This is a genomic window from Candidatus Dactylopiibacterium carminicum (assembly GCF_014736495.1).
GTDB lineage: Bacteria > Pseudomonadota > Gammaproteobacteria > Burkholderiales > Rhodocyclaceae > Uliginosibacterium > Uliginosibacterium carminicum.
Genome location: NZ_MDUX01000021.1, coordinates 34,398 through 56,574, shown reverse-complemented (window position 1 = coordinate 56,574; position 22,177 = coordinate 34,398). Strand labels below are relative to the sequence as shown.

Annotated in this window: 18 protein-coding genes and 2 pseudogenes; 10 read left to right on the top strand and 10 right to left on the bottom strand. The window is 63.8% G+C overall.

The window, feature by feature from the left end; translation table 11 throughout:
* Nucleotides 1-109 precede the first annotated feature (109 nt).
* The 4 genes from BGI27_RS08290 (at nt 110) to BGI27_RS18010 (ending at nt 2,666) form a co-directional block, all read left to right on the top strand.
* Nucleotides 110-274 (top strand): hypothetical protein, encoded by a 165-nt coding sequence (locus tag BGI27_RS08290; protein ID WP_170942982.1) that lies wholly within the window; start codon nt 110-112, stop codon nt 272-274.
* 93 nt (nt 275-367) lie between these two features.
* Entirely contained in the window at nt 368-988 is a 621-nt protein-coding gene (locus tag BGI27_RS08285) for a TRAP transporter small permease (protein ID WP_095524407.1), read from the top strand.
* Nucleotides 985-2,112, top strand: coding sequence for a TRAP transporter large permease (locus BGI27_RS08280; protein WP_223871691.1), 1,128 nt, complete (start codon nt 985-987; stop codon nt 2,110-2,112). The genes BGI27_RS08285 and BGI27_RS08280 overlap by 4 nt, the downstream gene beginning before the upstream one ends.
* Complete coding sequence (locus BGI27_RS18010) at nt 2,109-2,666, top strand: TRAP transporter large permease subunit (protein WP_239591125.1); 558 nt, start codon at nt 2,109-2,111, stop codon at nt 2,664-2,666. The genes BGI27_RS08280 and BGI27_RS18010 overlap by 4 nt, the downstream gene beginning before the upstream one ends.
* Before the next feature lie 30 nt (nt 2,667-2,696).
* On the opposite strand, the gene BGI27_RS08275 is transcribed toward BGI27_RS18010, so the two are convergent.
* The 10 genes and pseudogenes from BGI27_RS08275 to BGI27_RS08230 all read right to left on the bottom strand — a co-directional run bounded on the left by BGI27_RS08275 (nt 2,697) and on the right by BGI27_RS08230 (nt 13,902).
* The gene (locus BGI27_RS08275; RefSeq protein WP_095524404.1) at nt 2,697-4,613 is read right to left on the bottom strand and encodes a B12-binding domain-containing radical SAM protein; all 1,917 of its coding nucleotides are present in this window, start codon (nt 4,611-4,613) and stop codon (nt 2,697-2,699) included.
* 334 nt (nt 4,614-4,947) lie between these two features.
* Nucleotides 4,948-5,835 (bottom strand): annotated as a pseudogene (locus BGI27_RS08270) (dienelactone hydrolase family protein).
* A gap of 106 nt (nt 5,836-5,941) precedes the next feature.
* Nucleotides 5,942-6,700: a TatD family hydrolase gene (locus tag BGI27_RS08265; protein ID WP_095524403.1), complete on the bottom strand. Its 759-nt coding sequence runs from the start codon at nt 6,698-6,700 to the stop codon at nt 5,942-5,944.
* A gap of 12 nt (nt 6,701-6,712) precedes the next feature.
* Nucleotides 6,713-7,279: an ABC-type transport auxiliary lipoprotein family protein gene (locus BGI27_RS08260; RefSeq protein ID WP_095524402.1), complete on the bottom strand. Its 567-nt coding sequence runs from the start codon at nt 7,277-7,279 to the stop codon at nt 6,713-6,715.
* Nucleotides 7,276-8,199 carry an MlaD family protein gene (locus BGI27_RS08255; protein ID WP_095529952.1) on the bottom strand — a complete coding sequence of 308 codons (924 nt, stop codon included), beginning with the start codon at nt 8,197-8,199 and terminating at the stop codon, nt 7,276-7,278. The genes BGI27_RS08260 and BGI27_RS08255 overlap by 4 nt, the downstream gene beginning before the upstream one ends.
* A 1-nt stretch (nt 8,200) precedes the next feature.
* Complete coding sequence (locus BGI27_RS08250; protein ID WP_095524400.1) at nt 8,201-8,962, bottom strand: ABC transporter ATP-binding protein; 762 nt, start codon at nt 8,960-8,962, stop codon at nt 8,201-8,203.
* Nucleotides 8,959-10,065, bottom strand: a complete 1,107-nt coding sequence (locus BGI27_RS08245; protein ID WP_317984285.1) for an ABC transporter permease — start codon at nt 10,063-10,065, stop codon at nt 8,959-8,961. Before BGI27_RS08245 ends, BGI27_RS08250 begins: the two co-directional genes overlap by 4 nt.
* 29 nt (nt 10,066-10,094) lie before the next feature.
* Entirely contained in the window at nt 10,095-11,609 is a 1,515-nt protein-coding gene (gene ppx / locus BGI27_RS08240) for an exopolyphosphatase (protein ID WP_095524398.1), read from the bottom strand.
* 104 nt (nt 11,610-11,713) lie between these two features.
* The gene (locus tag BGI27_RS08235) at nt 11,714-12,883 is read right to left on the bottom strand and encodes a GGDEF domain-containing response regulator (protein WP_095524397.1); all 1,170 of its coding nucleotides are present in this window, start codon (nt 12,881-12,883) and stop codon (nt 11,714-11,716) included.
* A complete protein-coding gene (locus BGI27_RS08230; RefSeq protein ID WP_095524396.1) occupies nt 12,880-13,902 on the bottom strand; it encodes an oxidoreductase in 1,023 nt (340 codons plus the stop codon). The genes BGI27_RS08235 and BGI27_RS08230 overlap by 4 nt, the downstream gene beginning before the upstream one ends.
* Before the next feature lie 205 nt (nt 13,903-14,107).
* Here BGI27_RS08230 and BGI27_RS08225 point away from each other — a divergent pair, with 205 nt between their 5' ends.
* The 6 genes and pseudogenes from BGI27_RS08225 to BGI27_RS08200 all read left to right on the top strand — a co-directional run bounded on the left by BGI27_RS08225 (nt 14,108) and on the right by BGI27_RS08200 (nt 22,161).
* On the top strand, nt 14,108-14,965 hold the full coding sequence (locus tag BGI27_RS08225; protein WP_095524395.1) for an HDOD domain-containing protein: 858 nt from the start codon (nt 14,108-14,110) through the stop codon (nt 14,963-14,965).
* A 75-nt stretch (nt 14,966-15,040) separates the two neighbouring features.
* Nucleotides 15,041-16,858, top strand: a complete 1,818-nt coding sequence (gene mutL, locus BGI27_RS08220) for a DNA mismatch repair endonuclease MutL (protein ID WP_095524394.1) — start codon at nt 15,041-15,043, stop codon at nt 16,856-16,858.
* 131 nt (nt 16,859-16,989) lie between these two features.
* Nucleotides 16,990-18,897 (top strand): ABC transporter substrate-binding protein, encoded by a 1,908-nt coding sequence (locus tag BGI27_RS08215; RefSeq protein WP_095524393.1) that lies wholly within the window; start codon nt 16,990-16,992, stop codon nt 18,895-18,897.
* Nucleotides 18,898-18,999: 102 nt separating this feature from the next.
* A pseudogene (locus BGI27_RS08210) lies at nt 19,000-20,229 on the top strand (oligogalacturonate lyase family protein).
* A 245-nt stretch (nt 20,230-20,474) separates the two neighbouring features.
* Nucleotides 20,475-21,368 (top strand): AraC family transcriptional regulator, encoded by an 894-nt coding sequence (locus BGI27_RS08205; protein ID WP_095524392.1) that lies wholly within the window; start codon nt 20,475-20,477, stop codon nt 21,366-21,368.
* A 73-nt stretch (nt 21,369-21,441) separates the two neighbouring features.
* Nucleotides 21,442-22,161, top strand: a complete 720-nt coding sequence (locus BGI27_RS08200; RefSeq protein WP_095524391.1) for a pseudouridine synthase — start codon at nt 21,442-21,444, stop codon at nt 22,159-22,161.
* Nucleotides 22,162-22,177 lie beyond the last annotated feature (16 nt).

Below are 22,177 nucleotides of genomic sequence, written 5' to 3'. Positions count from 1 at the left end.
TCCCAGAGGCCGCTTGGGCTACCCGAGCCGGTCCGAGGCTTAAAGATACAAGGCCACGCGCTACGCGAACGCCATCGCACAGAAGGAAAACGATGACGCCACAGAAGCCGTGAAAGCCTCGGGCCGGACTCAGGTGGTCGCGCTGACACCCGCCGAGCGCTCCGCGCTCAAGAAAGTCATGCTGAAAACCCATAAGGAGGTTGAAAGCCGCATCGGCGCCGACATAATCCAGTCGGTCTACAAGGAAACCGGGTTCGACCCCAACAAGCTCTGAACACTCATTGCAGACAAACGTGGCAGCCAGATAGCAGGCCAATTGATCGGCCAGCCTGGCTGCCTGTTCATTGACCGGTATTCCGGGGGCGCCATGAAAATCCTTGATCGTCTCGAAGAGTGGCTGATCATCTTCCTGATCGGAGCAGCCACCACCATCACCTTCATTGCCGTCGTCCATCGTTATCTGGCTGGCGTCGAGATTCCGATAGTACAGGACTGGCTGCTGGGCCTCCATCTGGGCTGGGCCCAAGAGCTGACCATCATCCTGTTCGTCTGGATGGCGAAGTTCGGCGCAGCCTATGGCGTCCGCACCGGCATCCACGTCGGTGTCGACGTTGCCATCAACGCCATGCAACCCCGGATGCGAGGGCGTTTCGTTCTCTTCGGGCTTCTGGCGGGCGCTTTCTGCACCGGAGTCATCTGCATGCTCGGCTCCCGCTTCGTATGGGGCAACGGCCTGCATGCAGCCTTCAATCACTGGATCGGCAGTACGGAATTCGTCCCCGAAGGTCCTGTCACGCCAGATCTCGAATGGCCGACCTGGGCTGTCTACCTCGCCGTCCCGCTGGGTTCCGCGCTGATGTGCTTCCGCTTCCTGCAAGTAGCCTGGATCTTCCGGCAGACAGGGGAGCTGCCGCATCACGACCACGCAGCCGTGGCCGGAATGGATGAAGACGAGCATACAGGCGAACACGAAGGAGCCCGCACATGAACGCCGCCATTATCTTCGGGCTGCTGCTGGCCCTGATGCTCACCGGCATGCCCATTTCAATCTCCCTGGGCCTGACGGTGCTGACCTTCCTTTACACGATGACCCAGGTTCCCATCGAGTCGGTCGCCATGAAGCTTTTCACTGGCATCGAGAAATTCGAGATCATTGCCATCCCGTTCTTCATCCTCGCCGGGAATTTCCTGACTCATGGCGGCGTCGCCAAACGCATGATCAGCTTCGCCACATCGCTGGTCGGCCACTGGCATGGCGGCCTGGGGCTGGCCGGCGTGATCGCCTGCGCACTGTTCGCGGCAGTTTCCGGCTCCAGCCCGGCCACGGTGGTCGCCATCGGCGCCATCCTGCTACCGGCGATGGTGAAGGCCGGTTTTCCGAACCGTTTCGGCGCGGGCGTGATCACCACTTCCGGTGCCCTCGGAATTTTGATCCCGCCGAGCATCGTGATGGTGATGTACGCGGTGGCCACCAATGCTTCGGTCGGTGCACTGTTCATCGCAGGGGTGATCCCGGGGATAGTGCTGGCATTCCTGCTGGGGCTGACCACCTGGTGGCGGGCACGCAAGCTGGATCTGCCGCGCGTCATGGCGTTTCCCGGGCGAACGGGTCTGCAGGCCACCATAGGCAGTCTCTTCGGGGTGTTCTACGCGCTGGTATTCACCGTTGCACCACCAGCCATTCTCGGTACCCTGCTCGCCACCCAGATGCCGGCGGAAGGCGGGCTTGCCTGGTTCCTGGCGTTTGTCTTCTGGCTGGCGCTGGTCCCCTGGAGCACCAAGAACAAGTGGGTCACCCGCATCGTATACATCGCCCTGATCGTGATCGGCGTCCCGCTGCTGGCGAGTGTTCTGCTTATCCGCGCTCTGGGCGACATTCCCCTCCTCTATGCCAGCCTCATTCCAGTCGCCCTGATGCTCGCCTGGCTCACGTTGATCCAGGCCTGCGGCAATCACACGAAAATCGCACCAACCTTCCGATTCGAGCTGCTATGGGAAGCACTCGAAGTCTGGCGTGCCTACTGGAACAGCATCTGGGGCCTGCTGCTGATCATCGTGGTGATGGGTGGCACTATACCGGCATCTTCACGCCGACCGAAGCCGCGGCTATGAGTGCCGTCTATGCCTTCATCGTGGCGGTATTTGTCTATCGGGATCTGAAGCTGCGCGACGTACCGCAGGTGCTGCTGTCCTCTGCGAACATGAGTGCGATGTTGCTCTACATCATCACCAACGCGGTGATGTTCAGTTTCATCCTGACGGATCAGCAGGTGCCCCAGCAACTCACGGACTGGCTGCTGGATCTGGGGCTGGGGCCGATCGCTTTCCTGCTCGCGGTCAACATCCTGCTGCTGATGGCCGGCAATTTCATGGAGCCCTCATCCATCGTGCTGATCATGGCGCCCATCCTGTTTCCGGTAGCCGCCAAGCTCGGTATAGATCCGATCCATTTCGGCATCCTGATTGTGGTGAACATGGAGGTCGGCATGTGTCACCCGCCAGTCGGCCTGAATCTGTATGTCGCCTCGGGCATCACTAAGATGGGCATCACCGAGCTCACCATCGCGGTCTGGCCCTGGCTGCTCACGATGCTGGGCTTCCTAGCGCTCGTCACCTACTGGCCGCCGCTGTCGCTGTGGCTGCCAAAGACGCTGGGAATGATGTAACTCGCGCCACGCAGCCTGAAGCACCGCGCTTCAGGCTGTGCCCCGCGCGGCCAGTGCCCGCTCGATGAAGCGCTTCGATACCTGCGGCCGTGGCACGCGGCATTCCTCGAACCACTGGCGCACGTCCTGATCCAGGCCGATGCCGTGCATGAAGTTGTAGATCGCCTTGGAAAGCGCCCGGCCCAGCATGGCGTGATCGACACCGGTCGGATCGATGAAGGGCACGTCATTGTTGCCGAAGCTGCCGCGGCCGTGCTTCACCAGCTCAATGCCATATTCCTCCGGATGCTGGCCAACAGGTGAGTGCACCGTGCAAGCGAAGCGATGAAAGAAACCTGACTGGATGCAGCCCTCGGCGAATAGCTGGCGCACGTATTCGAGTGCATCCACCGTATCCTGCTCTGTCTGGGTGGGAAAACCGTACATCAGGTAAGCATGCACCAGGATGCCGGCCTGGCTGAAAGCATGCGTGACACGTGCCACCTGCTCCACCGACACGCCTTTCTTCATCAGCTTGAGCAGACGATCCGAAGCAACCTCCAGCCCACCCGAGATGGCGATGCAGCCGCTAGCAGCCAGCAACCCGCAAAGCTCTGGCGTGAAAGACTTCTCGAAGCGGACATTGCCCCACCAGGTGATCGACAGATTGCGCAGCAGCAGCTCCTCGGCCATCGCCCGCAGCGCTTTCGGCGGCGCGGCCTCATCAACGAAATGGAAGCCACTCTGCCCGGTCTCGGCCACGATGGCTTCGATGCGATCGACCAGGATCGCAGCATTTGCGGTTTCGTAGCGCGAAATGTAATCCAGGCTCACATCGCAGAAGCTGCACTTCTTCCAGTAGCAGCCATGCGCCACGGTGAGCTTGTTCCAGCGACCGTCAGACCACAGCCGATGCATGGGGTTGAGCATGTCCAGCACCGACAGGTAGCGATCGATGGGCAGCCCATCCCAGGTGGGTGCGCCGACTCTGTCGAAAGGCACATCCGGTTCCGGGAAATGAACGTAGCGCACCCGACCGGCCTCGCGCACGAAAGTGCGTACCAGACGCTCGCGCAAGCGCGCGCCACCCAGGTGTTCCAGCAGCGCCAGTAGAGGCCGTTCGCCATCGTCCAGCGTCACGAAGTCGAAGTAATCGAACACACGCGGCTCGGCCAGATCGCGCAATTCGGTGTTCACATAACCCCCGCCCAACACCACGGGAAGATCCGGATGCGTCGCCTTGATCGCCTGCGCGATGCGGAACGCGCCATATACCGAACCAGGAAACGGCACGCTCACCAGCACCACCTGCGGAGCATGCCGTGCCAGTACTTCACACGTGAGCGCCTGCAAGGTTTCATCGATCAGGTTGAAGGGTTCGGCCAGCGCACGGGCCAGCGGATCGAAGCTCGGCGCGGACTGGGCTATGGATTCGGCATAGCGCACGAACTCGAAGCGTGAATCCACAGCATCGCGCAGCACATCGGCCAAATCGTTGAGATACAGCGTGGCCAGATGGCGCGCACGATCCTGCAGGCCAAGCGAACCGAAGGCCCACCCCAGCGGATCCTCATCCTCGCCGACCAGATATTCGCCCAGGGCACCGAAACGTGCCCCCTCAGGCAGAAAGGAACCGCCGCAGATACGGTATGCCAGGGTGGCATCCCGCCCCTGCAGGAAGCGGATCACGGCATCCACGCTGCCCGAATAGGCCTCGAAGTTCGCCAGGAAATGCACCACCTGTGCGCTGCGCTCGCGCTTGGGTAATTGCAGCGCCCGCTCGTGCACCCGCGTCAGCCCTGTCTTCGAGAACAGGCGCAGCACCAGCTCGATGGCCAGATCGGCCTGCTCCGCCACCACGCCTTCCTGGCGCAGGAAGCCGGTGATGTAAGCGGTGGAGGGGTAAGGCGTGTTGAGCTGCGTCATCGGCGGGATGAGGCTCAATACGCGCAAAGGGGAAACAGGCATGGCAAGGTCCGGAACGAAGCCGGCGCATTGTAAGGGAGGCAAGCACCCGCCTGCGAAAAAGCACCACCTGGCCTCGCCTCGTCGTACCCGCCTTTTCCCTAGCCCCTACGGGGGATAGGGTGGCGCGCAGGGCCGAGGGGGAACGCCGCTGGCGGGGCCGCCCGCTGATCGGGCGCGTCTCACCACCCTCATCCGGCCTGACGGCCACCTTCTCCCCTCAAGGGAGAAGGGACTGCTGCGGCCTGATGGTGGACGCAGGCAACGCGTCTGGCTCAGAGCGCCAGAGGAGCGGTTTTGCCGCCAAGTCCGCTCCAGCCCGCGTACACCGAGCCGATCAGCTCAGATGCTTGGTGAAGAATTCCAGCGTGCGCTGCCAGGAGAGCTTCGCCGCCGTTCCATCGTAACGCGCACCATTGGTATCGTTGTTGAAGGCGTGATTCACGCCTTCGTACATGTAAAGCTAATAGGTTTTGTTCGCCGCCTTGAGCGCCGCCTCATAGGCAGGAATGCCGGCATTGATGCGATCGTCCAGCGCCGCATAGTGCAACTGCAGCGGAGCCCGGATCTTCGGCACATCCTCGACCCTCGCCTGCATGCCGTAATAGGCCACGCCGGCATCGAGATCCGGCGCCAGCACGGCGAGCTGGTTCACTGCCGCGCCGCCCCAGCAAAAACCGACCACCCCCACCTTGCCAGTGCTGCGCGCATGGTGCTTGAGGAATTTGAGCGCGGCGACGGAGATCGCGCCGGTCGTGCCGGCATCGAGCTTGCCGATCAGCTCACGCGCCTTGTCCTCATCTGCCGGCGAGCCTCCCAGCGCGCTCAGATAGTCGACACCCAGAGCAAGATAACCATCCAGCGCCAGGCGGCGGGTGATGTCCTGGATATGCGGATTCAGGCCGCGGTTCTCGTGGATCACGATCACCCCCGGCAGTTTGCCGCTAGCAGCCTTGGGCGCGGTGAGATAGGCGCTGAAATCTCCGTCCGGCCCGGGAAAGCTCACGGTCTCCGCATGAATGCGCGCATCATCCGGCGCGATGACCGCCGCCTGCGCGTAGTTGTTCTCAAGGAACGGCAACACCGCACTGGCCGCCACGGTACTGCCGGTGATCGCGGTGAGGCGCTTCATGAACACCCGCCGCGGCAAGGGCGCATGGGTGTACTCGTCATAGAGGGCAATGATTTCCTGCTGAATGGCGGCGCGCGCCTGGGGCTTGGTCATGATGCTTTCCTCTCTGTCAGGTTGGGAGATGCGTGCCTGGCCGGTGATCCACGGCTCTGCGGGGCGGACACGCCACTGGCATGGATACGTGCCGCCGGCAGAAAGTTCAAGCCCCCAGGATGTGCTTTACATTGGCTTCGCAGGCAACTGCCAACTCGATGGGCGGGATGCCGCGCAACCCGGCCAACACCTCGGCGAAACGCGCGACATTGGCCGGATCATTGCGCCGGTCGGGTGCCCAGGCAGGCGGGATGTCCGGCCCGTCGGACTCCAGCACCAGGGCATCCAGCGGCAACGTCGTGGCCAGCGCCCGGATGCGCGTGGAGCCTGAATAGGTCATGGCGCCACCAAAGCCCAGCTTGAAACCCAGCCCTATGAAAGCATCGGCCTGCTGCCGGCTGCCATTGAAGGCATGGGCGAAACCACCGCGCACGCGATGGCGCCGCAAGTATTTGAGCACCCGGTCTTGCGCGCGGCGGATATGCAGCACCACGGGCAGATCGAACTCGCGTGCAAGCTTGAGCTGTGCGGCGAAGAACCATTCCTGCCGCTCCCAGTCCGGGTCGGCAATGTAGCCATCCAAGCCGATTTCACCGATCGCCACGGCCTCGCCCGCGGCCAGTTGCGCGCGCAGCGCCTCGATGTCGCTTTCCTGGGCGCGAGCGACATAGAGCGGATGGATTCCGTAAGCGATCCAGCAGCCCGGCCAGGCTTCACGCATCGCCGGCAGGCAGGCCCAGTTGGCACGCTCCACCCCCAGCAGCAGCGCGGCCTCGACACCGGCCGCACGTGCAGCTGCGATCACCGCCGCGCGATCAGTCTCGAATTCGGGAGCATCCAGGTGCAGGTGGGTATCGAACCACATGCCTGCCGCCGTTCAGTCCGCACAGCGCTCGCGGACCTGCGCTTGCGTCAGCCAGTCGGCAATGCACTGGCTGAGCCGGATCGTGGCCTCACGCAACGCCAGGGCCCCCTCGCCCGGCGCCGGCCGCGGCATGGGCACACGCAGATCAGCCGGCCGGCGCAGGATTTCCTGACCATCCCGACTGAGCTTCAGCTCTGACGCCAGTACGGCCCGGGCCGCGCCTCCAGCATCGATATCCACATTGAACTCGTTCAGCAGCACCATCAGGCTGCAACGCTCGCCCGGCTCCTGCGGCAACAGCCGGAGCATCGCCTGGCGGACCAGGTTGGGCGGCGGCGTCACCCAGCGATGTTGCACGTAGCTCCCGAGCCGTGTCGGATGCGCAGCCTCGCGGTAATGCATGGACAGACCGGACAATTGCGGCGCCGCGCTGACGCTGAGTTTGCGCAGCACGACTGGCGCCCGGCCAGCCGGCGTCTCGAACATCGGCCCGAGATCATGCTCGCGCAGGGGCGCAGCGGGTTTCGAAAGGGCACAGCCGGCCAGCATCAGGCACAGCGGCAGCAGAAATCGCTTCATTGTTTCACTTCACCGGGCCCGAGCTCGCGGGTACGGCCTCCCAGCAGGATCTGCGGATTGCGCTCGACATCGTCGAGCACGCGAGTCAATTGCTGCGTGCTTGCCTGCAACTCGCCCACGAGCTGGTTCACGCGCGGCAGGGTTTCGCCGGTGAGCCCCGCCTGCAAGGTTTCGCCAACCCGGTCGATGCGCGCGCCCGCTGCTTCCACACGGCCGAGCGCACGGCGAAAATCCGTGACTGCCGGCCCAAGCTGGCTGCTCATGTGCTGGATTTCCTGCAGGCTGGCCGTCAGGTGCTCGGCATTCTCGGCAGACGAAAAACGGCGCAGATCTGTAGCCAGAGCCGCCGTCTGGCGCATCGCCTGCTCCAGGCTCGCCGCACTGGCGGAAAGAGACACCAGGGTCTGATTCAGACGCGTCACGTTCTCTTCGCTGAGCACCTGATCCAGCCGCTCGGTACTTCGCCGCAGACGGCTCAACAGCTCCTGTGTGCCCTCGTTGAACGAGATGGCGCTCGCCTCCTGCATCGCGATGACGGGCGGCAGCCCGGGTGCCAGTGGCCGCGCGGGCGTGGGGTCCAGGCCGTCATCGTCCAGCGCCACATAGCCCTGTCCGGTCAGCCCCTGAGAGGCGATACGGGCACGCGTGCCACGCGTGACCGGCACAGCGGAATCCACGCGAATCAGCACATTGACTTCCAGTGCGTCGCTGAGATCGACCTTCACCACCTTGCCCACGCGTACGCCACGATACCGCACGGCGGCCTGCGGATTGAGCCCGGCCACCCCCTTTGTGGTGACGATCAGGTAGCTGCGCGTATCTTGCGCGCCGCCGGAAAACCACCAGAACGACGCCACGGCGGCAGTGCCCAGCAACAGGGTAAACAGTCCGACGATCAGGGCATGCGCGCGATTTTCCATACTACTCGGCAGGGGTCTCGTCGATGGTGGTGTGATAGCGAAAGAATTTCTGGATGAAGGGGTGCTCGGTGGCATGCACTTCGTCCAGGGTTCCGCTGGCGAGTATACGGCGTTCGGCAAGCACCGCAACGCGCGTGGCCAGCGCGCTGAGGGTATCCAGATCGTGTGTGACGAACACCACGGTGAAACCCAGCTCGGCGTGCAGTTGGCGGATCAGCGCAACAAAGGCCGCACTGCGCTCGGGATCCAGCCCCGCGGTGGGCTCATCCAGCAGCAGCAACTCCGGCTCCAGCGCCAGCGCGCGGGCCAACGCCACACGTTTGACCATGCCTCCCGAAAGCTGCGCCGGCATCAAGGTGGCGTGCTGCGCTGCCAGACCGACCTGGCCCAGCTTGGCAAGCACCAGTACGCGGATCTCCGCTTCATGCAACCCGCCGAATTCCCGCAGCGGGAACGCGATGTTGTCGAACACCGTGAGCGCCGAGAACAGTGCCCCTTGTTGGAACAGCATGCCCAGGCGACGCAGACGCGCGAACCGCTGGGAACGCCGGCCCGCGTACAAGGGTTCGCCGAACAGCTCGATCGCCCCCGAAGTCGGCCGCTGCAGGCCGGTGATCTGGCGTAGCAAGGTGGTCTTGCCCGCGCCAGAGCCACCGACCAGCGCCATCAACTCGCCCTGCGCCACGTCGAGCGTCAGGCCACGATGCACCCACTGGCCACCCAACCGGGTGCTGATATCACACAGGCTGACGACCGGACTCATCGCAACGGCACTCCGATACCCCGCGTCATGACAGCCAGCAAGGCGTCCAGCAGGATCACCGAGGTGATGGCGGCCACCACAGCGGCGGTGGTATTGCGCGACAGGCTTTCGGTATTGGGCTGAATGCGCAGCCCGAAATGGCAGGCAACCAGCGCGATGGCAACACCGAACACGCTGCCCTTGATGAAACCGATCACCAGATTCTGTACTGGCACCACCTGGGCCAGGCTCACCACGAAATGCTGCCAGCCGATCTCCAGTTGCAGTTGCGTGGCGACCATGCCACCGCCCAGCGCCGCAGCAGAGGTCCACAGCACCAGCAAGGGCATCACCAGCGCCATGGCCAGCACCTTGGGCAGAATCAGCCGCTGATGCGCCGACACGCCCATCACCGCCAGCGCATCCAGCTCTTCGGTAACACGCATGACACCCAGTTGAGCCGTGATCGCCGAGCCCGAACGCCCTGCCACGAGGATGGAAACCAGCACCGGTCCCAGCTCGCGCAGGATGCCGATGCCGAGAATGTTGATGATCAGAGCATCGGCACCGAAGTTACGCAGCTGCAGTGCCGAGAGATAGGCCAGCACGATTCCGATGAGAAAACCGACCAGCGCAGCGATGGGCAAGGCCCGTACGCCGATCTGGTAGAACGCCGCAGAGAATTCGCGCCAGGGGATCGCACGCGGGCGATATACCAGGCGCGCGGCTTCCAGCACCACGCTGCCCAACATCAGCAGAAAGCCCTTCGCGTGCGAGGCAATCAACAGGCCGGGCCGCCCCAGTGCCCGCAACGCCACCCGCCAGTCACGCACAGGTGGCGCTGACTGCACTGGCGGTGCCAGCCGCACGCGCTGCATCACGGCCTGCAAGGCCGGCGGCAGCAGCACGGAAGCCGGCTCGTGCATGCCCCAGGCGCGCCACAGCAGTAACGCGCCGAAGCTGTCCATGCGGGTGACGGCGGAAAGATCCCAGCCAGCCGCCTGCAGGCCATGTACCGACAGCAGCCTGCGCAACACTGGCAGACGGGGGCGCAGTGCGGCAAGGCTCCAGTCTCCGGCCAGATGAGCACATCCTTGCGTCATGCGCAGAGTTGGAGGAGCCACCTGTGGAAGCCTCGCCCTGCCCACCACGCTCAGACCCGCTCTTCCTCGCGCTGCCTGCGCTGGGTACGGATCTTGAGCACCCGCCCGACACGCGCCCATTGATCGGGCTCCTCGCGTAACGCGGCAGCCGTCAGCGGCGAATCATGCAACCACTCGTGCCCCAGGATGACGGTGCTGTTGCCAAGGGCTTCGCGGGTCACGGAGATCGGCGGCTCGGCGCGCACCATGCGCGCGCGATGTACGACTACGGCCAGGCGCAGGCAGAGAATCGCTGCCCAGTCGATGCTGGCACGATCCAGGGCCTGCACACGCTCCAGCTTGCCGCGATGCGCCAGTGCCAGCCGCGCCATCCTGTTCTGGTCCATGCGCGAAAAGCCCGGCATGTCGGCATTGGCCAGAATGTAGGCGGTGTGCTTGTGATAGCCCACATGCGCGACGGACAGGCCGATCTCATGCAACTGAGCGGTCCACTCGAGGAAACGGCGGGCTTCATGGACGGCTTCAGGCTGCTCGCCGGGGAACATGCCATCGAACAGGCGGCAGGCCGTTTCGCGTACGCGCTGCGCCTGCGCCATATCCACGCGATAACGCTCGGTGAACGTCGCAACCGTGGCATCGCGCAGATCCTTGCGATGGTAGCGCCCGAGCTGGTCATAGAGCACGCCGAGGCGTAGCGCACCTTCCGAGAACACCATTTCCTCCAGATCGAACTCGCGGAATACCGCCGACATGATCGAAAAACCACCGGCAAACACCGGGATGCGATCCGCCTTGAGACCTTCCAGCTCCAGTTTGTCGATGCTGCCCGCCTTGAGCATCACATTGCGCAGGCGTTCGAGCGCATCGCGCGTAATGCCGCTGCGCGAAAAACCGTTGAGCTCAAGCACGTCGCAGATTGCCTTGGCGCTGCCCGAGGAACCCACGGTCTGATCCCAACCGGTGCTGCGATAGGCGTAGGAGATCGCCTCGATTTGCTGCTGGGCGGCAAGTTCCGCTTCCTTCAGCGCGGCACGCGTGATGCGGCCCTCGGGAAAGTAGCGCAGGCTGTGGCTCACACAGCCCATGTAGAGGGATTCCAGATGCTGCGGCTCGAAATTGCGGCCAATGATGAATTCCGTGGAGCCGCCACCGATGTCGACCACCAGTTGCTGGCGTGTGGGATCCGGCAATGAATGCGCCACGCCGACATAGATCAGCCGCGCTTCCTCGCGCCCGGCGATCACCTCGATGGGGAAACCCAATGCTTTCTCTGCTTCCAGCAGAAACTCGGCGGAATTCTTGGCCACGCGCAGGGTGTTCGTGGCCACGGCACGGACAGCGTCAGGCGCCACGCCACGCAGGCGCTCGTTAAAGCGCCGCAAGGCTTCGAGCGCGCGCGCCTGAGAAGCCTGGTCGAGGATTTTGTCAGGCCCGAGACCGGCGGCCAGACGCACTGGCTCCTTCAAACCGTCCAGGGGATAGATCTGATCTCCCAGAACGCGTCCGATGAGCAGGCGGAAGCTGTTCGATCCCAGATCGACAGCACAGACATGTTGATAGGGCATGGCTTGCGGCAGGCTGCGGGGATGGCGGATTCTAGCGCGGAATGTCGCCCTGCCAGCGGCACCGCCATTTCACGGGCGGCCATCCAGGCCCGGATTGTGGTCAATCAGCCACGCCACTCAGTCGGCGGATTGGTCGCCGTGGCGGTGAGGGCTGTCGCCATCGAGGTCTCCATGCTGGCCGTCACGGTGGTTGCGGTATGCAGGTCCAGCGCGGTGATCTGCGCTTTCTCGGCCAGCATCAGCAGATTCAGCGAAACATCGAAGTCCTGCTCCATAAGTTCGAGCAGCGGCATCAAGGTCTGCGCGAGCTCACGCAGACGCTTGCGCGCCTCATCGCGCGAACCGCTACGGATCTGCGTCAGCGCATGATCCACACTGACAGCCAGGCGACTGAAGCGGCCGATGTTGTCCTGATTCACCTCGCCGGATTCGGATACCACCCGGTTGCCACCCAGCAGAGTTCCTTCCGCCACGCGTGAAACCGCCAGTTGCAGCAGCTCTTCCAACGTGAGGTTGGGGTCACCATGAGCACTGGTCAGACCGATGGTGAGGCTGATGCGGATGCGATGTTCCTTGTAGGTCATCACGATGGTTTCGATGGCCCGGCGCAGGCGCAGTGCGAAGGCACCGCAGGCATCGAGATCGGCAGAAGGCGAGATCACCGCGAACTGGCCTTCGGCCAGGTGGGCGATGGTGTCTTCCTTGCGCACTTTGGCCGACAGCAGCTTGGAAAGCTTGCGGTGCACCAGTTGGCCGACGCTGTGGCCGAAGCGCTCGCAGATCTGATCGTAGTGATCGACCTGCACCACCATCACGCTGACGTCGCCACGGTTGCGCCGCACCAGCTGCTCGCGGCTTTCCTCCAGTTCACGGCGGGTCTGCGCCCGCTTGGCGAGTGCTTCGATGCGGGCCACCAGCTCGACGCGTGGCGTGCCCTTGGTGATGAAATCGGTGGCGCCCATGCCCTGGGCCTTCATGCGCGCCTCGTTCTCGTCCTCGCCGGAAATGATCAGCACCGGCAGCGAATTCACGCGTGACAAGCGCGAGCCCCGAATGCGCGCGAGCAGGCCGAAACCGTCCAGGCGTGGCATACCGATGTCCGAGATCACCACTTCGATGGTCGGATCCAGCAGCAGCGTCTGCCAACCGGCCTCGCCGTCGGATTCCTCACGCACGTCGAACTTGTCACGGATCTGTTTGCTCAGCGAGGCCCGCACCATGCGCGAATCGTCAACGATCAGCACGCGCGGCAACTGCGCAACCACTTCACTCATGTCTCGTCCTTATTCTGTCGTTCGCTCGCAATACGCACCACCGTACGCCCCCGGGAGCCGCCCGCCACCAGGGATTCGAACACTTCCGGCAGCGCCTCAAAGTTCACTTCGCGCGCAATGCTTGCCAGATGGCGCGGCCGCAGATCCGCCGCGATACGCGCCCAGGCTTTCTCGCGGACACCGAATCCAGCATAGACCGAGTCTATTCCCAGCAGGCTCACGCCACGCAACACGAAGGGCATCACCGTGGTGTTGAGCACGGTATCCGCTGCCAGCCCGACACTCGCCACCACGCCGGTCGGCTTGGTGGAGGCCAGCAGCCAGGAAAGCACCGCACCGCCAAGATTGTCGATTGCGCCAGCCCAGACGGCTTTGTCCAGCGGGCGTACGGTGTCCAGCGCCAGCTCATCGCGCAACATCACCCTCGTTGCGCCCAGACTACGCAGCCAATCCGAAGTTTCGGCCTTGCCCGTCAGTGCCACGACTTCGTAGCCACGACCGGCAAGCATGTCGATGGCCAAGCTGCCGACCCCACCCGACGCGCCGGTGACAAGCACCGGGCCACGTTCGGGCTTGAGTCCTGCGTCCTCCATGCGGGTGATCGCCAGCGCCGCCGTCAGGCCCGCCGTGCCCACGGCCATCGCTTCGCTCAGATCCAGGCCTGCAGGGCATGGCAACACCCAGCCGCCGGGCATCAACGCCAGTTCGGCGTAACCGCCATGATGCGCAACGCCGATTTCGTAGCTGGTGGCGATCACCGCATCACCAGGCTGGAAACGCGGTGCAGCGCTACGCACCACGGTGCCTGCCAGATCGACGCCCCCCACGCAAGGCAGACGGCGCACGATGCGTTCGCGCCCAGTGGCCGCAAGGGCATCCTTGTAGTTGACGGAGGAGCAAACCACGCGGATGAGTACATCCCCGGCATCCAGTTCTCCTTCGTCCATCGTGACGAAGCCGGCGCGCACACCGCCTTGAGCCTTATCGTCACGATCTATGCGGAAAGCCTTGAAACCCATAGCCCTTTCTACTTTCGGGAGACGCGAAATGTTCAATAGTGTGAACTGTGTCACACATCCAAGGCAAACCGGCAAGTACGACTTTCGATCTGGCGCAAGCAATGCCCTCGAACCGACGAGTGGTGATGCTACTGCCACGAAAGCTCAAGTCCCCCGAGTGCCGAGCCGTTAATTGCGGCACGCCAACTTGGGCCCAGTCCTTCCCATGCTCGAGCAGCCGCTGGAATCCATCGACAGCTACATCGAATACTTCGCCAGCCGGGAGATCCCCGTCCTGCGCCGCAGCATGCGCTCGCTCGCCGCGCTGCAGCGCAATCAGGATCAGCTCAGCGGCCGGGTGCTCGCCACGGAAGTCCTGCAGGATCCGATGCTCGCGCTGCGTCTGCTGGTGTTGCTGGAGAGCACCCGCAGCGAACGCCAGAACCACGACATCACCACCATCGACCGCGCCATCATGATGATGGGCCTGTCACGTTTCTTCGGCTACTTTGGCCAGTTACCCACGGTGGAGGATGCGCTGTCCGAGCATCCAAAGGATCTCATCGGCCTGCTGCGCGTCGTCAGCCGGGCACGCAACGCCGCACGCTGGGCACGGGATTTCGCCTTGCAGCGCCACGACATCGATGTCGACAAAGTGACGGTCGCTGCCTTGCTTCATGAAGCAGCCGAGATCCTGTTCTGGTGCTTCGCGCCAGACTTCATGCAGAAGATCGAGCAGATCAAGCAAGCCAATCCTGGCACGCGCAGCGCGGTCGCGCAGACTGCGGTGCTCGGCGTGAACATCCGTGATGTGCAGCTCGCGCTGGTGCAGAACTGGCATCTGCCGCAGTTGCTGGTCACGCTGATGAACGAACAGCATGCGGACAATCCCCGGGTACGCACCGTGATCCTGGCCTGCGATCTCGCGCGCCATGCCGCCAATGGCTGGGATGACCCTGCCCTGCCTGACGATTACACCGGCATTGCCGGGCTGTTGCATATGCGGCGCAGCGCGGTGATGCAGCGCGTGGGCGTTCCCGAGGAATACTGGCGCCGGGTTGCTGCCAGCGAAGACGCGGGATAACACGCACCGGCACAGCCTGTGCGCGGCCGTGTTTCTTTTCCGGGATAATGCGGCTTTTGCCGCCCTGCCTGCCGCATGCCCGCCATCCACAAGCTGCCTGAAGTCCTGATCAACCAGATCGCCGCCGGCGAGGTCGTCGAGCGCCCGGCCTCTGTGCTCAAGGAACTCCTGGAGAACAGCCTGGATGCCGGCAGCCGAGCCATCGAGGTCGCGCTTGCCCAGGGTGGCGTGAAACAGTTGCGCATCACCGACGATGGCTGCGGCATCGACCGGGATGACCTTGCCCTGGCGCTGGAGCGTCATGCCACCAGCAAGATCGCTTCACTGGAGGATCTCGAGGCCGTCGGCACCATGGGGTTCCGGGGCGAAGCGCTGGCAGCCATCGCCTCGGTGGCACGCACGAAGATCACCAGCCGAGCTACCGGAGCTGCGCATGCATGGCGAGTCACGGAGCGGGAACGCGAACCGGCACCGGCCGCGCTGAATGGCGGCACCGTGGTCGAAGTCGAGGATCTTTATTACAACACCCCGGCGCGACGAAAATTCCTCAAGTCGGAATCCACCGAATTCGGCCATTGCGATGACGTTTTCCACCGCATCGCGTTGGCGAGGCCCGATGTCGGCTTTCAGCTCGCACACAATGGGCGCGTCTCGCTGCGGCTGGCAGCAGGTGACGCGGAGCGCCGCGTGCGCGAGATCCTGGGCGACGATTTCATGGCCAATTGCCGTACCGTGCAGGCCGAAAGCGGCAGCCTGAGCCTGACGGGCTTCGCGGCGCTGCCCGCCTATGCACGTGCCAACCGCGACGCCCAGTTCTTCTACGTGAATGGCCGCTTCGTGCGCGACAAGCTGATCCAGCATGCCCTGCGCGAAGCCTATGCCGACATCCTGCACGGTGCGCGGCATCCGGCCTTCGTGCTGTTCCTCGACCTGGACCCGGCCGGTGTCGATGTGAATGTGCATCCAGCCAAGACCGAAGTGCGTTTCCGCGAAGGCCGCGCCATCCATCAATTCGTGTTCCACGGTCTGACCCGCGCCCTCGCCGCACCGGTGCAGGCCGCGAGCCTGATGCATTCTCCTGCGGACCCCGCGGGCTACAGCGGCCCGACCGAACAGATCCGCCTGGCCGTGGAAGAACCCGGCCTGCCACGGCAGCTCTCCAGCTGGCACGCGGACAACGTGGAAACACGTGCGGATTTCCGCCCGACCAGTTTCCCGGTCGGAAACCGGGCACCGTTCAACCCTGCCGCGCTCGAGCAGCTGGCCCCGCGCACGTCCGGCCCCGCGCTGCCGCAGACGCCCGACAACGCCTCCGCGCCGCTGGGCTACGCCGTCGGCCAGATCCACGGCGTCTACGTGCTGGCACAGAATGCCCATGGTCTGGTGCTGGTGGACATGCACGCGGCGCACGAACGCATCCTGTATGAACAGCTCAAGCATGTGCTGGACGGTAATCCCGGCGTGCAGCGCCTGCTAATCCCGGCGGTATTCAATGCCAGCAAGATCGAACTGGCGACCGCCGAGGAACATGCCGACACGCTGACCCGCATGGGGTTCGACGTGGCTGCTGCCGGACCGAACGAGCTGGCTGCGCGCAGCGTGCCCGCCCTGCTCGGCCGTGCCAACGTGGCCGAGCTGTTGCGCGCGCTGCTCGCGGAGCTGCGGGATTTCCCGGCCAGCGAGGTGATTGCCGCGCGGCGTAACGAGCTTCTGGCCACCATGGCCTGTCACGGCGCCGTGCGCGCCAATCGCCAGTTGACACTTCCCGAGATGAACGCGCTGCTGCGCGACATGGAAGCCACCGAGCGCGCAGACCAATGCAACCACGGCCGCCCGACCTGGACCCAACTCAGCATGACCGATCTGGACAAGCTCTTCATGCGCGGGCAATGAGCACGGCAGACCGGCCGGAAGCCATCAACACTGCGGTAAACCCCTAGATCAAAAGTGTCGTAAACGTACAAGACACCTCCGAGCCGGCCCCGGAAACTTGCCTCCGCAACTAAAACACGAGGAGGCAACCCATGTTCACCCGACCCACCGTCCTGCGCCTGGCCCTGCTGCTCGGCGCGAGCCTGCCCGCGGCAGGCTGGGCCGCCTACAAGCAAGCACCTGAACTCGATGCTCAGGTTAAGGCCGGGAATCTACCGGCTGTCGAGCAACGCCTGCCCGCCAAGCCCGAAGTCATCAAACCCATCACCCGTAATGGCCAGTATGGCGGCGTGCTGCGCTCCGCCCTGCGCGGCAATGCGGACTATCACGCCATCCTGCGCCTGGTCGGCAACCAGGGCCTGACGCGCTGGTCCATGGACTTCAACTCGGTACAGCCGAACGTGGCCGAGAGCTGGACCGTGAACGCAGATGCCAGCGAGTACGTCTTCAAGCTGCGCCAGGGTATGCGCTGGTCTGACGGCACCCCCTTCACGGCAGACGACATCCTCTTCTCCGTCAATGACATCGCCGGTCACAAGGGCTTTCTAGCCAACCCGCCCGAAGTGCTCGCGGTGGGCGGCAAGCTTGCGGACGTCACCAAGATCGACGACTACACCGTGCGTTTCCGCTTCGCTGGCTCTTATGTGAGTTTTCCGGAAACCCTGGCAACGCCGCTCGGGCAGTATCCAGTGCTGTGGCAGAAAAAGTACTGCTCGCAGTTCCACCCCAAATACAACCCGAAGGTCAGCGACCTCATCGCACAGACCAACACACGCGACTGGGGCACGCTGATGCGCGTGCGCTGTGGTGACGTGGAAGTGCCCACACGCTGGGGCAACTCCGAGAAGCCCACGCTGGACCCCTGGGTGATCGATCAGCCCTACAGCGGCAACGCCACTCAGGTGGTGCTGCGACGCAACCCCTACTTCTGGCAGGTGGACACCGCTGGCCAGCAACTGCCCTACATCGATCGCCTGCAACTGGCGGTCATCTCCGAGGTGGAAACCATCCTCCTCGCCACGATCAATGGTCAGCTCGACTTCCAGCACCGCCACATCTTCCCGATCCAGAACCGCCCGGTACTGGCCGAAAACATGAAGAAGGGCAACTACGCGCTGATGCAGCTGCAATCGCTGAACGCCAACTCCGCCGGCCTCTACCTGAACCAGTCCACACCGAACGAAAAGCTGCGCAAACTGATCCGCAACAAGGATTTCCGCATCGCACTATCGGTCGGTCTGGACCGCCAGGAGATCAACGAGATCGTCTACATGGGTCAGGGTGTGCCCTGGCAGACCGGGCCGTTCAAGGAATCCAAGTGGTACAACGAAAAGCTGGGCACCCAGTACCTCAAGTACGACCTCAAGCAGGCCAACGAGATCCTCGACCGCCTGGGTCTGACCAAGCGTGACGCCAACGGCTACCGAACCTATCCGGACGGCGGCCGTGTGGTGATCACCGCCATCGTCGCGATCCAGCTCGCACAACAGGTTGAAGTGCTGGAGATCACCCGCAAGCAATGGGAGAAGATCGGCATCGAGCTGGTGATCCGTGCCGCCGAACGCTCGCTCACCTTCGACCGGGCCAACGCCAACGACTACGACCTCAACGTCGATGTCGCCCCCGGCGGTCTGGACGCCACGATGAATCCGCGCCCCTACCTCACCTTCCACCCCGAAGCGCGTCAGAGCGTGATGTGGACCCGCTGGTACCTCTCGGATGGCAAGCAGGGTGAAGAGCCCAGTACCTCGATGAAGAAGCGCCTGGATCTCTACAAGCAATGGCGCGCAGCCAAGACCAGCGCCGAGGCCGACACCCTGTTCCGCGAGATCCTGAGCATCGCGGCCGACGAGTTCGAGGTGCTCGGCGTGGTACGCCCGCCGCGTGACAACGCAATCCGTCGCGCCAACCTCACCAACGTGTACGAATCCATGCCCGCAGGCTGGACCTGGCCCACCCCCGGCCCCTCGCTGCCGCAGCAGTGGTTCTACGCGAAGTAATCATCTGCATCACCGGGGCGGCGCACACCGCCGCCCCACCCGCATCAACCGTTTCAGACGGTTTTGCATTCAAGCGTAGAACAAGGCGGAGCGCTGCAGACAGTGCTGTCGCACGGCAAAGCGATCCAACGCAGTTATACGTTTGAAGGCGAAACCGTATCAAAGGAAACCACCGTGGCCAAAGGCAGCACACAGCAACTGCAATTTCACACCTTCGCCGATCCGGACACCGGCGCGCGCGTCACCCGGCTCACCCCGCCGGACGTGACCTGTCACCGCAACTACTTCTACCAGAAGTGCTTCACCAACGATGGTCGCCATCTGCTTTTCGGCGGCTGGTTTGACAACGACTGGAACTGCTACCTGCTCGACCGCCAGACCGGCCTGGCCACCCAGTTGACGGAAGGCGCGGGTGACAACACCTTCGGCTGCTTCCTCTCCCCCGACGATCAATATCTCTACTACGTGAAGGGCGGCCGTGAACTACGTCGCCTGCGCCTGGACACGCTTGCCGAGGAAAGCGTCTACCGCGTCGCCGACGGCTACACCGGCTACGGCACCTGGACGGCCAATTCCGACTGCACCAAGCTCGTCGGCATCGAAGTGGCCAGCAACGAACTGATGGCACTGGCGACCTGGCAGGAATTCCGCGAGCAGTATCTGCGCAATCCCTTCTGCGCACTGGTGCGCATCGACATCGAAAGCGGCCAGGGCGACGTACTGCTGCAACAGGCGCTCTGGACCGGGCATCCGATCTACCGCCCCTTCGACGACCATACCGTGGCCTTCTGCCACGAGGGCCCGCTGGACCTCGTGGAAACGCGCATGTGGCTGATGAACGAGGATGGCAGCAACATCCGCCCGGTCAAGCGCCAGGAGCCCGGCGAACGCTGCACGCACGAGTTCTGGGTGCCGGATGGCTCGAAGCTGATGTACGTCTCCTACCTCAACCGCGACGGCCACGACCGCTGGATCTGTAGCGCCGATCCGGTGACGATGGAGAACGAAGTGATCATGCCCATGCCTGCCTGCTCGCACATCATGAGCAACGTCAAGGGCACGCTGGCCGTGGCCGACGGCTCGGGCACACCGCAGGACATGGCGGACACCCGCGGCTTCGAACGCGCGCGCGACCCCTTCATCCACCTCTTCGACCTGAAGGCACGCACCAGCCGGCCGCTGTGCGCGCACAACTCGTCCTGGCGCGAATACCGCGCCAACCGCTAGGTCACGCATCCGCACCCAGGCTTCACACCGGACGAAACCCAGGTGCTGTTCACCTCGGACTTCGAGGGCGAACCCGCGATGTATCTGGTCGACCTGCCCGGCTGAGAAGCGGTTTAGAATCTGTAGCAAGAGGTCGTCAGCGGGGGCGTAGGGAGCAAAAAGCAGAGCGCAGCTCTGCGCTGCCGCAGCCGGCTGGCTGTGCAAGGCCAGCCGTGGGCTGCCGAGCAGCGCATGAGCCCCGGTCACGGCCTCGCAGTAAGATCATAAACAGCTTCTGAGCCCGGGCGGCCCGCGCCCGCACGTATGCAAAAAGCCACTTGCCGTGCGGGGCGCTACGCTAAACTGAACCCATGCATCTGATCGACACGCATCATGACGCCCATCTGGTCCTGCGGCGCAGCCTGCCGCCGGCCAGCCTCGCCACGCATGTCGACAATTTCCAGTACCTGCACATCCCGCATGCCGGGCTGCTGCCGCGCATCCTGCCCGGCAATGGCGCATTGGCGCTGATCCCCTGCGGCGGAACGCTGCAGCTCACCGAGATCCACAGTGGCCAGCAGCATCTGCTCGACGAGCCTGCCATCCTGTGCAACCGCCACCAGGTACTCGATCTTTCCGCCAGCGAGCCCTCCCGCCTTTTCGTGGTGAGTTTCCGCCCCGGGCGATTGCGCCACTTCGGCGATACCTGCTTTGCAGATCTGCAGGATCGCATCACGCCTTCTCGGGCGCTCTGGGGCTCCTGCAGCGCCAGCCTAGGCGAACGGCTTGCGGAGGCCAGCGATCCAGGATCCGCCATCGTCGCACTCGCCGGGTTCCTGGAGCGCCGCCTGCAGAAAACGCGCTCGGCCGATTTCGACCTGCTCATGGATCTGCTCTACCTCGGCCCTGAACGCCGCATTTCGGATCTCGCGCAGGACGCCGGCCTGAGCCTGCGCCAGTTCGAACGCCGCTTCACGGGCACCTATGGTGTTGCGCCGAAGTACTTCGCCCGCGTCGCCCGCCTGCAGCGCGTGGCGCGCAAGCTGGCGCTGGATCCGGCCAGCAGCACCGCACTCAGCGCCCTGGATGCGGGCTTCTTCGATCATTCGCACTTCGTACACGAGCTGCGCAGGCTCGCTGACCTCTCGCCCACCGAACTGGCCAGTGGCATGCGCGAACGGCCGCATTTCTACAATCCGGTCTCGCTTCAGCGCTACACCGCCCTGATCAATCAGGCGCTGGGCACCCAATCCCGCCCGGTTTGACCAAGGTCCTCCCCAAGCGGCCCGTTTTCGGGGATCATCGCGACCCCGCCTCCGGCCATCGCTGAACGCCGCCATGCAACTCGACAAAATCCTCCAGTCCCAGGGCTTCGGCTCGCACAAGGAATGCCGCAAACTCGTGCGCGACGGCGAAGTGAAGATCAAGGGTGAAGTCGTCACCGATCCGTTCATCGAACTCGACGAAAATGGGCTGGTATTCGAGATCGGCGAATGGGAGTGGGAATACACCGAGAAGGTCTACGTGGCACTGTGCAAGCCGGAAGGCTACGAATGCTCGCAGAAGCCCAAGCATCACGAGAGTGTCTATCACCTGCTGCCCGAGCCGCTGGTGGCGCGCGGCGTGCAAAGCGTGGGCCGGCTGGACGTGGATACCACCGGGCTGCTGCTGTTCTCCGATGATGGCCAGTTCATCCACGCCATCGCACACGCCAAGAAGCAGGTCACCAAGGGCTACCGCGCCATCACCGCGCAGCCTGTGGAAGACGCCCAGATCGAAGCCCTGCTCGCAGGCGTCCAGCTGATCGACGAACCCGAACCCATCGCCGCGCTGTCCGCCAGGAAGACCGGCGAACGGGAACTGGAACTGGTGATCGATCACGGCAAGTACCACCTCGTCAAACGCATGATCGCCGCCGCCGGCAACCATGTGGAACGACTGCACCGCTTTGCCGTGGGCCAGCTCTCGCTGGAGGACGGCTCCCTGCCAGAGCTGGAACCTACCGACTGGTGCTATCTGCGCCCGAAACACCTGGCCCTGCTGGGTTATCAACCCTGACCCCCACCAGATCCCC